This is a genomic window from Psychrosphaera sp., from assembly GCF_982872775.1.
The window spans coordinates 22,003-36,803 of record NZ_CEYNSH010000025.1; the positions used below are offsets into that span (position 1 = coordinate 22,003).

Here is a 14,801-nt window from a genome sequence, read left to right on the forward strand (position 1 = left end):
ATATAAAACATGCCAATCGTCGTGCCTAAGTCCGCGAGTCCTGCCCCTTAGAGTCATTGGCTTCAGTGGTATTACGTTCAGTCGCCTTGGCGTCGGGAACCTTGTCACCCTGACCGCTACCAGTGACCGTTTGTAAAATGTATTTGAAATAACTCGTGATGGTTAAGGACTGGAGCATTTGCGCATCTAACTTGGCCAAACGTTCTGGTGTCGACATGTCGACATTGTTCACTTGACCCAACCCTGTGATCCCTGGTCTTGATTGGTACACACCGAGCGCTTCGCGGGCTTTGGTCAGCTCAATTTGATTTTCAAGTCCTGGTCTCGGTCCGACCAAACTCATCTCACCTTTTAACACATTCCACAACTGTGGTAGCTCATCGAGTTTGGTTCGACGTAAAAACGCCCCCAACTTCGTAATTGAAGCCGCACTCGCCAGGTGACTTGCAACCGACTTGGTCTCTATGGTCATGGTCCTAAATTTGACGAGAACAAAAGGCTTTTGGTGACGCCCTACTCGTTGCTGAAAAAACAACGGATAGCCAGTATCAAACAAGCCAATGACATAGATAATGGCAAGAACAGGCGCGCCCACAATAAGGCCCAAAAGAGAAAATAAAATATCTAAACATCTAATCATGGTTTTGACTCAAAAAATAAAGAATGGAATCTTGGGTGTTTATGTTTGGTTGCCAACCGGTTTGTTGGATGGTGTTGGCAATATCAAACGCCATGTCACCGATTAGTCGGTCGGTAATCGCGGTTTTTCCGGTTATTCGACCAACCAACTTAAATACCGAGGCAGGTACAGGCACATTTAAGCTTTTACTTTTCACCCCTGCTTTGATGGTATTGACCATCTGAGTGGTCGATATCGTGTCACCGTTACTCACAACAAAAGTCCCGCTTGTGGGTTGGTTACATAGATGGGATATCAAGCTGATCAAATTATCTATGTACAACAGACTACGACGGTTATGGCGAATTGCACCTAACGGCATCGGCCACTGTTTTTTTAGTGCATTGGTTAGACTCATAAATGTGCCTTTGCCACCGGGTCCGTATACCATACAAGGCCTCAAGATGGTTAATACAGGCGCAAATTTAGGACTGGCAACGGGTTCGGTTTGGGTAAGGGACGATTGAGCAAATAATCGTTTAAGTTCTTGTTCGGCTTGCGCTTTTGATTGGCCGTAAGCGTCGTTTTCATCGACAGGTGCTGTCGCTTTGACGCTACTCAAAAATATAAAATGAGGAATGCCTGCTTTTAAAGCAGCTTTGGCCAGTTGAACGGTGCCTTTAACATTTATATCACTAAATGACTGACCCGTTTTTAGTGCTTCAGCGTTGCCTGCACAATGAATGACCGTATCCACCCCATGTAAATCTTCTTTTAACAAGGTGTCCCAATCTGTATTGCCGTCGATGTCTCCTACGTTAATAACTTTCGCATTTGTCAAAGCCTCAAGCTCTGCATTTGAGTGACGAATAGGTAATATAAGCTGCACTTCATCTTTATTGCCGTCTGTCTCATCAGCGTTATTAAAATAACGAGCCAAGTGTCCGCCAATAAACCCACTTGCGCCTGTGATCAGGATTTTTCTCATTGGCCAAGCTCCTCATAAATTTTTATGTGTCGTTCTGCCACTTTTTTTACGTCAAACTCAGCTTCCGCTAACGCTCGGCCACGTTTACCCATTAGTCGTCGCTTATGGTGGTCTTTTGCCAATGACTCAATCGCCTGAGTCAACGCGTCAATGTCTCTAGCAGGAACGATTAAGGCGGTCTCATTCTCAATAACCGCCTCTTTACAGCCTGGATTATCGGTCGTGATCACTGCCCGGCCAATCGCTGCGGCCTCAATAAGCACTTTTGGTAAGCCCTCTCCATAATAAGAAGGCAACACAACGATATGGCTATTGGCAAAGTGTTTTTCTACTTCATTACTTGGCCCAACGACTTCAATAAAACTGGCCTGCTGCCACGCTTCAAATTCACCTATCGAAACACTTGTCGGGTTATCAGGGTCGGGTCCTCCAATCAAAACAAACTGAATATTAACGTTAGGTTTACTTGAAAGTCTTTTGGCAGCTTCGACAAAGTCATACACGCCTTTGTCTTTTAACAACCTTGCAGCCATGGCGACTCTAACTGGGCTGCAGTTAGCGGCTTCCTCTTCAACAATTGGCTCTTCAACATAATCAAATTCGGTCAAGTCGGCCCCAGAGCCTTTGATCATTTGCGCGACGTCATCTGGTTCCTTTAAAACGGATAAGAGCTGTTGTTTGTCAGAAGGGTTTTGAAAGATAATCGTTTTGTTTTTGTGGGACAAAGCTAATCGATACAACCACTTGATCAACGTTCGCTTAACAGTGTGCCCGTCCGATGAAAACATCAAACCAAGGCCACTGATGGCAAAAACCAATGCCGGTATATGAACTAATTTAGACAATAAACCAACGTACAATGCAGGCTTAATGGTGACGGTATGCACGATATCAGCGTTGACGTCTTTTAGTACTTGATACAACTGGCGCATCGCAGCCAGTTCGCGAGCTGGGTTGGCACCTGAGCGACTAAATTCGATGTAGTGACAACGTATACCAAGCTGACTTAACTCATCAAAATCACCCGTGTCCAAACAGGCTAAGTGAACCTCATAGCCCTCTTCAATAGCTTTAAGCGCGATAGGTAATCGATGCGACTTAAAAAACCAATCAACGTTTACAACAAACAACAAACGTTTAGTCATGAGCAGCTACCTCTGGTTTAACATCAATATTCCAAGGCAAACCAAACATGTGATCAATATCTAATGTCGGGAATACTTCATATCCAGCGCCTGGATAAAGTGTCAATTCACCAAAATAGACGCGCCCATCTAACTGATAAAAATCCACCCGAACAAAGCTAAAGTAGCGGCCAATTTTTTCGGCCGCTTCAAGCATTTCGTCAAAACAAACGGGACACTCAGGCGAAGGGACTTTACTTGGATGACTAAAATCGATGTTTAAGTCATTCCAGTTTCTATCAAAAATGTTTCTGTGATGACCATTAAAACGACCGGTATCAAGCTGTACAAAGTGTGCCTTGCCGTGATAGACAAAAAACTTGTAGTCATCTGGCACTGTGCCCTTAAAGTCCAAAAACGCTTCGACGAACACCTGCTTTTTAATATTTTTGTAGCCCCATTCTCCTAACGTTGAGTATTGGTCGTGCTTGAACCAGCGGCGGCGAGTTTTTTCCAGCTCATCAAAATCCAATTGGCTTTGCCCTTGTTGGTAAAACAAATTCATCCGACTGCCATGATTGCCTTTTATGACAAATTGTTGAGGCAGGTTATTGTTGTCGAGCCAACGTTCAAGCTCTCTAAAGCTGGTGCCTTGCCACAACGTCTCAGGAACCAAAATGTTTGGACACAACTTGGTCGCCCAGTCTTTGGACGCAATTTTATCGGCCGCGATGGTAAACAAAGGGTCAAATTCATTCAGTTTGCGCCAATTGACCTTTTCATTAAATGTTTTGGGGGCGTTTAAATTCGGTCGTTTTTTAAAGCGACGAAAATACAACAATTTAATTTTTAGTCGAACGGGCATCAACGCAACCAAGGATGAAAACCAACGATACTGCCAACTAACCATTTAATTTTCCTTCTATTTGACTGGCATTTTTTCGCAACTCACTTCGCATTTCTACACCAGCACACAACCACACAAACTTCGTAACAAAGAGCAGATACATGTATGCAACGACACCATCAAAGCCCCATTGAAATGCAAACCAAGGACAAAGCACAAAAGAGAGAATTAAGACGACAAGATTGATACGGACCAATCGGTCACTTTCGTGGCGTAATATGTAAAACTGCTCCAGGTAAGTAACCATCACACCAATTGTGATAAAACCAACAAAATACGGTAAGCGCCAAGAGTGTTCTGCAACGTTCGAGTCAAACACGAGCGTAATGATCCAGTTGTGCATACTGACACTGACGCCAACGGCGATAACCCCAATACCCATTAACATCGCTAAAGGGCGGATAAGACTGTGGTAGTTCTTTGTTACTGCAATCCGGCTTTGAAATAAAGACATCGCAATGATGTGGGCAAGAAGATAGAAATAAATCAAACTACCAAACACAGCTAGGTCTTTAGGACCTAACAGCTGTTCGACGGTAATTCTAGGAATAGCTGCAATAAGCGCCACGATAAAAGCCTGCAGGCCTACGGTTTTTATAAAATACCAAGCAAGGCTTGTCGTACTAGTGCGTGTTAAGGCTTTGTTATCTGGAGGAAATGAAGCAGGTTCTTTAGGTTTAATGGATAAGCGCAAATACAAGAATGCACAAGTTAGCAGGGTTATACCTCCGAGACTCAACATCAATCCAAATGATGGCATTAGATCCAAACTGACCGCCACAAAAACAACGAACACAATAACAAAAACAACGGTCGTGACTTTTAGCCCTAAGCCTACGGTTTGATTCCTTATTTCATGTGCTTGACGAGTGTCTGCATGTACTTCGTAAAATTTGAGGGAACACACTAATAAAAATAGCGATATTACTTGCAGGTTGGAATCAAGTTCATTGGTACTTCCAGTCCAATTTGAGAAGAAGACCACCAATAAACCCAAACAAACGACCACCATCAAGGACCAAAACTGCTGATCTCTAAGTGTTAGTAAAGCAGGCCAATCAATGTGACCTATTCCCTTTAGCTCTGTATCTTGGGTACCGTAGTTTTTGAAGTGGCCACTTAGCAACACAAAAAATGGCGCCAGTACACTCAAATAGTAAAAGTAATAACCCAGTCCAGTCAGACCCGTTGAAGCCAAGACCAACTTAATGACTAACCACTGAATTAAGATAAATAAAATGGATTGAGTGAATAATTTAGGAAACATTAACTTGCCTTACTCTGATGTCGTAGGCCAAATAAAATAAAATGGTAAACAAAAATGGTAAAAACGACTGCTTGTAGCGAATCGCACTGCCTGGGTTAAAGAAACCAACCGGATACTGAGCCAACAAAAACAGAATGACGCCACCAAATAACATAAAAAAGGTATGAACATAGAGCTCAGACTGTTTCACAGACGCCCTTAAGATCAGATAAAAGATAATAAAGACGGTAGCCAAACCTTCGACAAAAAACGGCAGCATTGTAATGACTTTAACGGCCTCCATAAAAGTCGGACCAATAAACGAAATAAACATACCACTAAGTGCTGATAGCAAAAATTCATCCACACTTTGCCAGACGTTGCCGATTCGTGTTAACTCACCTTTCGTCGTGAAGTTTCGGTGGAATAATTGCAGGTACGTGGAAAGCTGGTCGTAAAACAAATGAATAACTAAAGCAAACAAGCCAATGCCCAACACAGATAAGGTTAGGGTTATAAACACCTTTTTTACTTTTATTTGGTAGGTCATTGCGTACAACAAAAACCAACTAATTGCCGGCACATAAAGAGGCTTAAAGAATGCAATCATCAAATAGGTAACAGCGAGAACGACTTTGTGTTTAACGCTCCAGTCTTCGCCGGAGATTTTATGAATAAGCAAATACGCCAATACGCCTAACAAAGCATTGAGCACGGCTTCTTTCGAATGAATCGACGTCCACATGAGCGTCGAAGGCATGCACATGACTAAGAGAAACATAAGCCAGTATGGCGCAGGCATTTCGATTTTTTTAACGCCTAACCATATTCCAGCCAAGCCTATAAATAACAGAGGGAAGTTGGCGATGACGTTATACCCAACAATGTTGGAAAACATCTTGCCAAAATAAGACATGATAAACGCGGTCGACGACCAGTCATTCCGGTATAAAAACATACCGGATAAATAGCTTTGCGTGTCCCCTAATTGTGTCATGCCACCAATGACGTACCATGATATGAAGGAGAACAGAAGCTTGGCTAAAACTAACGATACAAAAAACTGCTTTTTGCTCATTCGCATCCTGACTGACGTGTTTCGTCACTTATTATTATTATGTCGTGGTGTGTATCACAAATATACACTAACCCTTTAGACAAAGGTATCGTTAAACGACCCTAAAGGCTACAAAAAATAAAAATAATAAAGCGTTGTCAGGACAGATATTGAATAGGTGAGGGAAACTGGAAGACCAGCCTTGGCAAAATCTTTGAGTCGATATTGACCAGCGTTATAAACCATGAGGTTTGTTTGGTAGCTATAAGGACTGATAAAACTACTGCTTGCAGCAAACGCGACGCCAAGTACAAAGGGCATCACATCCATTGATGAAGACATAGGGATAGAATATGCAATAGGGAACATCAACGCCGCTGCGGCATTGTTGGTGACTAATTCGGTTAATATGAGTGTGATAAAAAACACAGTTACTAACATTAAGAAGCCTGGTGGCCACACCCAATTATCCAGACCCAATACAGCAGAGGTGGATGAAGCTACAGTATTACCGACCTCATTGCTCACTGATTGCACATCAAAGTCGACCATTCCTAAGAAATAGCTCAAAGTCCCTGTATTGGTCATTGCCTGTGATAACACAATAGCGCTGCCAACAATCACCCATATTTGATATGGCATACGTTGCTTGATGTCTTGAGAGGTCATACAGCCTGTCAATACCATGACAATCAATAATACCGCCAAACCTTTAAACAGACTAAACAATCCCAAACCAGCACTGACGATCACCGCCAAAAAGCCTAGTACCGCAAACCACTCGCGCCAACCCGATAATTTGTGCTCTGGTTGTACACCGCTCAGAATAATAAAGTTCTTTTTTACGTTGTGACGTTTGTGGAAATCACGACCGGTAACTAAAACCAAGTAGTCACCCGCTTTGAGTCTCAGCTCACCGAGTTTGCCACTTAATGAGGCACCATCGCGCTTAACCGCAATAACTGCGGCATCGAATTTCGAGCGGAACTGGGAGGCTTTTAATGTGCTTCTAACCAAAGGGCTATCTGGGCGAATAACCACTTCGGTCAAATCCTCAAGGTCGACCGTATTAGACTCGACGACGATGTCCAACCCCTCAAATTGCTCTAGCTGCGATACTTGATTGATATCACCACTAAACAACAACCTATCACCCGCTTCCAAAACCTCTTCAGGTGAAACGGGCGAATACACCTTTTTATCGCGGATAATCTCGACTAAAAATAGAGATTCGAGATGACGTAACCCAGCGTCTTGCACGGACTTGCCAACGAGTTTTGACTCTGCTGCTAATTTGGTTTCGATAACGTATTTTTGAACTTCTGGGTTTGCCAAGGCTTGATTAGGTAAAAACTTAGATATGCCAAAAATAGCCACAGAGGTGACTGCTAATGCGCAAATACCGACCGGTAAAAATACAAAGAAGTCGAGGCTTTCTCCTGTCGCCTCAACGTACATACTATTGACAATCAAATTGGTTGAAGTCCCAATAAGCGTCAATGTACCGCCTAAAATAGCTGCGTAAGACAAAGGGATTAATAAACGACTCGCCGCGATTTTGGGGTTGTTGCGTATCGGCCTTATAAGCGTTGATACCACCGCAGTGTTATTCAAAAACGCGGAGCCTAACGCTGTCGTTATAAAAAGCTTTAGCCAAGAGAAAAAATAAGAAGAGCTTTCGATTTTGCCAGTTAACCAGCGAATAACGGAGGTTTTTTCAATGGCAACGGAGGCCAGTAACAACATGACCAGTACTAACAAGCCTATGTTAGTAAAGCTATTGACGACCGTTTGTTCGTCGACATAGCCAAGTAGGAATACTGCCAACAATGAAGAGCAAAAAACTTGCGCCGCATTGTTGGGAAATTTGACCAACCCAATAATCGTACTGACAAAAATCAGCACCATGATCATCACGTCCGTGCTCATTGAGTTGGTCCTTTTGGTTATTTACCTAACAGCTCAGTAATATCACGTGCATCCCAATGTGGGAAGTGTTTACGAACTAAAGCGTTAAGTTCAATTTCAAATTCTGAAATTGTTGAGCCACCGACTTTTGATGAGCGCTGGCCTTTGCCAGTGATCATACCGGCACCAACCGTAACGTTGGTCATGCGGTCGATTACAATGAAAGAGCCTGTGCCTTTCACTTTATTGTAAATATCAAAAGCCACTTGATGGTTTAATGATAGCTGACAACGAGCAATTTCATTTAACTCTAAACGAACCGCTTCGTGGCGCTCCATTGTGTTCACATCAACTTTGTATTCAATATCTCTTAAAGAGCCCGCTGTTTGACGTGAAGCAAATTTAAAGTCGTACTGCTTGTTTGGCACCATTGGTTGTTCGGCCATCCAAATCAGATTTACTTCTAAATCGTTAGCAACTTGCGCAAGGTTATTAGCGTGTACCAACACATCACCGCGGCTCACATCAATTTCGTCTTCCAATGTCAGCGTGACGGCCATTGGCGCAAATGCTTCTTCTAGATTGCCATCAAACGTGACGATTTCTTTAATCTTGCTTGTTTTACCAGATGGTAATACCGCAACTTCATCACCCACGCGAACTACACCGCCCGCGATTGTACCGGCAAACCCTCTGAAATCCAGGTTTGGACGATTTACGTATTGCACAGGCATACGGAAGTCGTCGTAGTTGTATGAATTGCTAATTGGCGTATTTTCTAGCATTTCCATTAACGTCTCGCCGTGATACCACGGAGACTTTAATGAGCGACTGACGACGTTGTCGCCTTTTAATGCTGAAATTGGCACAAACTGTACGTTTTGTAATTCCAGTCTTTCGGCTAGTTCACTGTAATCCGCTTTGATGTCGTTAAAGACTTTTTCGCTAAAGTCTAAAAGGTCCATTTTGTTGATGGCAACGATGACGTTTTTAAGGCCTAACAGAGACGCAATGAAGCTATGACGACGTGTTTGAGTCTGTACACCGTAACGAGCATCCACCAAAATAATAGCAAGGTCAGCAGTCGAGGCACCGGTTGCCATATTACGCGTGTATTGCTCGTGTCCTGGCGTGTCCGCAATAATGAACTTACGCTTATCTGTCGAGAAATAACGGTAAGCCACATCAATGGTGATACCTTGTTCACGCTCAGACTGTAAACCGTCTACTAGCAAAGCTAAGTCAAACTCTTCGTCTGTTGTATTGAATTTTTTAGAGTCGTTTTTGATGGCTGCTAACTGATCTTCAAAGATCATTTTTGAGTCATGTAACAAACGCCCAATCAGGGTACTTTTACCATCATCCACAGAACCACAAGTAATAAAACGCAGTAACTCTTTGTTTTCGTGTTGAGTTAGATACTCTTCAATGTTTTGTTCGATTAAATCTGATTGGTGAGCCATTAGAAGTACCCCTCCATCTTCTTTTTCTCCATGGAACCAGCGGAGTCATGATCGATGACACGGCCTTGGCGCTCTGATGTCTTAGTCAATAACATTTCTTGAATGATTTCTTGTAAGCTGGTTGCTTCTGATTCAACCGCACCGGTAAGTGGGTAACAACCTAAGGTTCTAAATCGAACCATTTTCATTTCAGGCGTTTCACCTTCTTCAAGTGGCATACGCTCGTCATCGACCATGATCATAGTACCGTCACGCTCAACCACTGGGCGAGGCGCTGCAAAATATAAAGGCACGATTTCAATGTTTTCTAGGTAAATGTATTGCCAAATATCAAGTTCGGTCCAGTTCGAGAGTGGGAATACACGAATGCTCTCGCCTTTATCAACATTACTGTTGTAAATATTCCAAAGCTCTGGACGCTGTTTCTTTGGGTCCCAAGCGTGGTTCTTGTCACGGAACGAATAAACACGTTCTTTCGCACGAGACTTTTCTTCATCACGACGAGCGCCACCAAATGCGGCATCGTATTGACCTTCATTTAGGGCTTGTTTTAAGCCTTGAGTCTTCATGACATCCGTGTGTTTGGCACTACCATGAGTAAACGGACCTACACCCTGCTCTACACCTTCCTGATTGATGTGAACTTTAAGTTCAAAACCGTATTCTTTGGCCATACGATCTCTAAATTCAATCATCTCTTTAAATTTCCACGTGGTATCAACGTGTAATAGTGGGAATGGAATTTTGGCTGGGAAAAACGCTTTACGCGCCAAGTGAAGCATAACCGCTGAGTCTTTACCAACTGAATACAGCATGACTGGGTTGTCAAATTCTGCTGCAACTTCACGGATAATCTGGATGCTTTCTGCTTCCAACGCCTTGAGATGCGTTAAATTGTATTTGTCCATGTTAATTGATTTACCTAAACTAAATTTTAATATTTTGAAATCTTTCCAGTGCGAGCAACAAGCCCGTCTTTAATGCCCTTCATCATATATTTGAAGCGCAATTTTCCATCCCGATGTGTTGTACTTTGTACCAAAACCTTTAGGCCCATTAGGGTTAAGTTTCTAATCTTCCAGTACGTCGGTACATAACCCCGTCGAGACAGCAATAAGTTGTTTCTAAATTGGTAATACATACGAATTGGGCTACCGACTTTATAAGTAATACCCAACAGTGTTTTACGCTCGTCTCCGAGTCGATGTGGCATGATAATGTTAGTGGCAATACCCACTTTATAACCCTTCGCGCGAGCTCGCCAACACCACTCGTGGTCGACACCATCAATAAACAAACGCTCGTCTTTCTTACCGACTTTTGTGAGGCTCGGCAAATGCAACATCATACCCGAACTAATAATTTGGCTCGCGATTTCAAGATCCGCTTTCACCTTTTGGCGTTTTTGTACTCGAGGTCGCACGTCGTTACTGTCAAAACTACACCATACTTGAGGCCCTACGGCCACCATGTTGTGGTGCTTAAGTCCATAGTCTAACGAAGACTTTAAGCCTTCAATAAACCCATCAGCGACGAGACTGTCTTGGTCAAAAATAACGCCATATTCACATCCAGTCTCAACGAGCTTTTCAAGGCCTTTGTTATGTGCAGCGGCAAGGCCTATGTTATCCGGAAAATGTAAATAGTCTGCTGGCTTAACACCCAATTCTGTTGGCTGTTTGATTGCCGCATCAGCGCTATTATCGATAACAACAACATTGGACACTTGTGTAGTCAAACTGTCCAAAAGTTCACTGGTAATATTCAGATCCGGATTGTATAAAACGACGACCGCACCAATCATTTGTGTTTTCCATGTATTAATTTGCGATCGATATAATAGGCCGCTTTGACAATTTGGGGCGGCATCATTCGAAGACCAAACACCATCAATGCATAAAAAACATTAAATGGCGTCCACAATCGCAATTTGTTCATTGCTAAAAATCGGGCTTTTAATTCATTGACCGATTTAACAAAGCCACGGCGCTTATAAAAACCATCTACGCGGCGAAACTTTAATAATGGCTCACGTAAATTTGAAAGCTTAGCGCCTTGGCTAACCATCTTAATCCATAAGTAATAATCTTGAGTATTCGTATGGCTTGGATCGTAACTCCCATACTTTAATAATGACTCATACCGAATTACTACCGTAGGATGATTTAAAGGACAGCGACGTGCAAGTACTTTCATTAATAAGTTATGGTGTTCTGGCATATAGCGACGACCAACTTGCTGGCCAATTTCGTTGACTTCGGTCAGGCTTGTCCCTAACACATCAATATCTGGATTTTGTTCCAAAAACTCAATTTGTTTATAAAAACGCCCCGGCAAGCAAATATCATCGCTGTCCATACGAATAATATATTTGGGGTTCACACACGCGGCCCAGTCAATAATGGTATTAAGTGCTTTACCTAGCCCACCATTCTCCGCTGACACCAAGCGTTTCACATTTTCGTGCTGTGTTTCAAGACGTTCCAAATATTGGCTCACCTCTTCAGGTACAGGTCCATCTTGGTGAATGACAAATAAAAAATCATCATAATCTTGCTGTAGTACGCTATCGACAGCCTCAATCAACCAAGATAGACGATCTTCTTGGTATACTGACATGGCAACAATGGCACCGTATGATGATTGTATGGGCTTCGACATATTAACTTTTAATAAACCTTTGATACTGCTTTACTTCTTCAGGCAGGTATTGTTCAAATTGAGATAAGTCCTTCTGCGGCCTCGTTTTCCCTAAATTGAGGTGTTCTTGTTGAAGCTCGACGCCCAATAGTTGCGATGCGCGCTTAAGGTCTTCGTCGATATTTTCTAAACGGCCAACAAAATGGAAGAAGTCACTGTCGACATTCGATAAAAATCGTTGGTATGTTTTAAAAAGAGATACCGTGTTTTGATTTTTTAACAGGGCCTCAAAGAGCTCGAGCCTATCTTGGCTATCACAACCGGGGAACGTTTGCTTTACTCTTTTATATTGGCTAGAGCTTGTATCTTTTAACCAGTGATTCATCGACGAGAAAGCTCGTGCCATTGGCTCTCGTAACCAGACGACTCGCTTTGCATTTGGGTACGCTTGTTGATGACTAGGGTAAGCCTGAAAATGACCACTCAAAACACGGAATTGTTTATCAACAAGTGCTGCATTGCCTTTTTTAAAGTTATCCAGTCCGATTGCGCGAGTCGCTACAAAACACTTTTCGAGCCCGTAAGCATTGAAGAGTGACTCTTTGAACGAAGTCCCAGCCGTTTTAGGGATATGGTAAAACACCACCTGCAGGGAGTCCGACGCAACAGCGCCTCCGTCTATGTCAGCCTTACTTAAAAACGACATTTGACCGTTGTCTAAACCCCTGCCTAAGCCTTTGGCAATGGAAATGCCACGTTTCATGTCTTTAGCAACAGATTTAAAAAAATTAAGACTCATTTTGTCCCTTTGTTGACGTTAATTTCCACTTAACAACCCAAAAATAGACAGCCATTTTATCGATTAATGATAGCTTTGTCTGCTTTATTACATTTTTTAACAATTTCAATTGTGTTGATGATGACGAATAGGCCAACACTAATGAGCTCGTTTCTATGAACAATGCTTTATCGGTTGTTTTCATCGACTCTAATAACGCGCCGAATTCGTTGTAGCAGGTTTGCTCTGTTTTTTGTTGTGACGCAAATGGCTTGTCGGAAAAGCTTTGCAAAACTTGGACTAAGGGCTCACTGCAATAGTCACTGTTAGCAAATAACTTCTTTACCTTTTTAATCAATTTTTCTGAATGTACTTTCTTTTCTTCATTTGAAACAAAGGTGTATTTTAAGTTTTTGCCTTTATACCCTTGTAAAAAGCGGTCTAAACGACGGTGAAAACCCTGAGCAGCGACTTCATTCAGCAGTCGCTTAAACTCGAGTGCTTCAAAACTATATGATGTGTTTATTACTCTACTAGGCGCATGTACGTTAAATGTAGGATCTACCGCATCCATAAAATCACTGACAATATCACCGCGTTTAAAAAACGCTTTTCCGTATGGTCGTATATCCAATTCAACGCTAGCGTTATTTTTAACAATGCCAAAGAATTCTTCTAGGCGTTTAATATTCATTCTTCTGGTATTAAACACTTTGGTATTGAAATGGCGCTTGATGGATTGATTATATACCGACTCGGCAGATTCAATTGGGCTTCTAAAATAGTAAATCACTTTACATTTTGGGAACTGTGCAATGATACTTTCGATTCGGACGGCAAATGCTTCTGAAGATAGTAGAAGCGTATGACAATTGGACGCTGCAAAGCCTTCTTTGAGCTTGGCTACTTTTTTGGTGCTTATAACAAGATTTTGATCTTTATCACGATCAAACAAAGTCAATGCATGCCCTGCACTGATTCCGTTCGAGTCTAGTTTGTGTTCTGGGTAATAGATCCCATGGTCAGCTAACTCTTTGCGCTGTTTAACTAACCAATGCTGAATAGCAGAAGACCCGGTTTTACCAGGCCCTACGTGAAGAATAATGTTGTTCATATGATGAGGCGTTACCCACTACCCTAGTTCTTTAAATGAAAAATTCTCGTGTTTTAAGGTTAACCAAGGATTGTAACATGGATCGCGCTCAATGGTGTCGGCCCAATTCGTCTGTAAGTACGACAGCTCACTTTCAAACCGCTTTCGTTTCTCTGGAGAAACATCATCCCCTCGAGAAATGGACTCATGGTGAAACAAAACCGCTTCGGCACAATATATATTTCGTTTGTTTAGAGACTTGACCTTTAAACAAAAATCAACGTCATTAAACGCAACGGTTAGGTCATTTTCATTTAACCCAGCAACCGCATCAAAGTCTTGTTTCGTTACTAACAAACAAGCTGCGGTAACGGCAGAGAAGCTGTTTGTTGCTGCGATACGATTTAGATACCCAGGGTCTGACTCGTCGAAGTATTTGTGAGCGTGCCCTGCACCTCCACCATATCCCATGACTACACCCGCATGCTGGATAGTTTTATTTGGATATAATAACTTAGCGCCTACACAACCAACGTCTGGGCGAGAGACATGCCCAACCATATAAGACAACCATTCAGGTTCTATAACCTCAACATCATTATTAATTAGACCTATTACACTGCCGTTTGCTTGTTTCGCCGCAAAGTTATTGATGGCTGAATAGTTAAACGGGTGTGGGTACTTTAACAGTCTGACTTTTCCTTCCTTCGACAACTGATCAAAGTATTCGAGAGATTCGTTACAGTCAGAGTTGTTATCAACCAAAATAATTTCGTAGTTAGTGTACGTCGTTTTATCGACAATACTGTCTATACAAAGTTGAACTAACGTCTTTTGGTTTTTAGTAGGAATGATCAAGCTAACCAATGGCTCGTGGTTCGCAAAATTCCAAGCAATTGACTGAACACCACTACGATTTTTAACGTTCTTAACATGGCCAGCTTCAATTAACTGACTAAAATCAAAAAACCGTGACAA

14 protein-coding genes are annotated in these 14,801 nt (G+C 42.3%); all 14 read right to left on the minus strand.

The features are described from left to right. Positions 1 to 25: 25 nt before the first annotated feature. Positions 26 to 640 (minus strand): sugar transferase, encoded by a 615-nt coding sequence (locus AC4E96_RS08940; protein WP_490255572.1) that lies wholly within the window; start codon positions 638 to 640, stop codon positions 26 to 28. Continuing rightward, positions 633 to 1,607 carry an NAD-dependent epimerase/dehydratase family protein gene (locus tag AC4E96_RS08945; protein ID WP_490255573.1) on the minus strand — a complete coding sequence of 325 codons (975 nt, stop codon included), beginning with the start codon at positions 1,605 to 1,607 and terminating at the stop codon, positions 633 to 635. Before AC4E96_RS08945 ends, AC4E96_RS08940 begins: the two co-directional genes overlap by 8 nt. Continuing rightward, positions 1,604 to 2,752, minus strand: coding sequence for a glycosyltransferase family 4 protein (locus tag AC4E96_RS08950; protein WP_490255574.1), 1,149 nt, complete (start codon positions 2,750 to 2,752; stop codon positions 1,604 to 1,606). Before AC4E96_RS08950 ends, AC4E96_RS08945 begins: the two co-directional genes overlap by 4 nt. After that, entirely contained in the window at positions 2,745 to 3,641 is an 897-nt protein-coding gene (locus tag AC4E96_RS08955; protein WP_490255575.1) for an ATP-grasp fold amidoligase family protein, read from the minus strand. The genes AC4E96_RS08950 and AC4E96_RS08955 overlap by 8 nt, the downstream gene beginning before the upstream one ends. Beyond that, positions 3,634 to 4,905, minus strand: a complete 1,272-nt coding sequence (locus AC4E96_RS08960; RefSeq protein ID WP_490255576.1) for a polysaccharide biosynthesis protein — start codon at positions 4,903 to 4,905, stop codon at positions 3,634 to 3,636. Before AC4E96_RS08960 ends, AC4E96_RS08955 begins: the two co-directional genes overlap by 8 nt. Then, on the minus strand, positions 4,895 to 5,962 hold the full coding sequence (locus AC4E96_RS08965; RefSeq protein WP_490255577.1) for a hypothetical protein: 1,068 nt from the start codon (positions 5,960 to 5,962) through the stop codon (positions 4,895 to 4,897). The genes AC4E96_RS08960 and AC4E96_RS08965 overlap by 11 nt, the downstream gene beginning before the upstream one ends. 108 nt (positions 5,963 to 6,070) lie before the next feature. Beyond that, complete coding sequence (locus tag AC4E96_RS08970; protein WP_490255578.1) at positions 6,071 to 7,870, minus strand: SLC13 family permease; 1,800 nt, start codon at positions 7,868 to 7,870, stop codon at positions 6,071 to 6,073. A gap of 17 nt (positions 7,871 to 7,887) precedes the next feature. Then, positions 7,888 to 9,312, minus strand: a complete 1,425-nt coding sequence (cysN, locus tag AC4E96_RS08975; protein ID WP_488033790.1) for a sulfate adenylyltransferase subunit CysN — start codon at positions 9,310 to 9,312, stop codon at positions 7,888 to 7,890. Continuing rightward, entirely contained in the window at positions 9,312 to 10,253 is a 942-nt protein-coding gene (gene cysD / locus AC4E96_RS08980; protein ID WP_488033803.1) for a sulfate adenylyltransferase subunit CysD, read from the minus strand. Before cysD ends, cysN begins: the two co-directional genes overlap by 1 nt. Continuing rightward, a complete protein-coding gene (locus tag AC4E96_RS08985) occupies positions 10,247 to 11,116 on the minus strand; it encodes a glycosyltransferase family 2 protein (protein WP_490255579.1) in 870 nt (289 codons plus the stop codon). Before AC4E96_RS08985 ends, cysD begins: the two co-directional genes overlap by 7 nt. Further along, entirely contained in the window at positions 11,113 to 11,973 is an 861-nt protein-coding gene (locus tag AC4E96_RS08990) for a glycosyltransferase (protein ID WP_490255580.1), read from the minus strand. The genes AC4E96_RS08985 and AC4E96_RS08990 overlap by 4 nt, the downstream gene beginning before the upstream one ends. Position 11,974: 1 nt before the next feature. Then, positions 11,975 to 12,751 (minus strand): sulfotransferase family 2 domain-containing protein, encoded by a 777-nt coding sequence (locus tag AC4E96_RS08995; RefSeq protein WP_490255581.1) that lies wholly within the window; start codon positions 12,749 to 12,751, stop codon positions 11,975 to 11,977. Further along, positions 12,741 to 13,844 (minus strand): hypothetical protein, encoded by a 1,104-nt coding sequence (locus AC4E96_RS09000; RefSeq protein ID WP_490255582.1) that lies wholly within the window; start codon positions 13,842 to 13,844, stop codon positions 12,741 to 12,743. The genes AC4E96_RS08995 and AC4E96_RS09000 overlap by 11 nt, the downstream gene beginning before the upstream one ends. A gap of 18 nt (positions 13,845 to 13,862) precedes the next feature. After that, on the minus strand, positions 13,863 to 14,801 hold a 939-nt coding region (locus AC4E96_RS09005), incomplete at its 5' end, for a glycosyltransferase family 2 protein (RefSeq protein WP_490255583.1).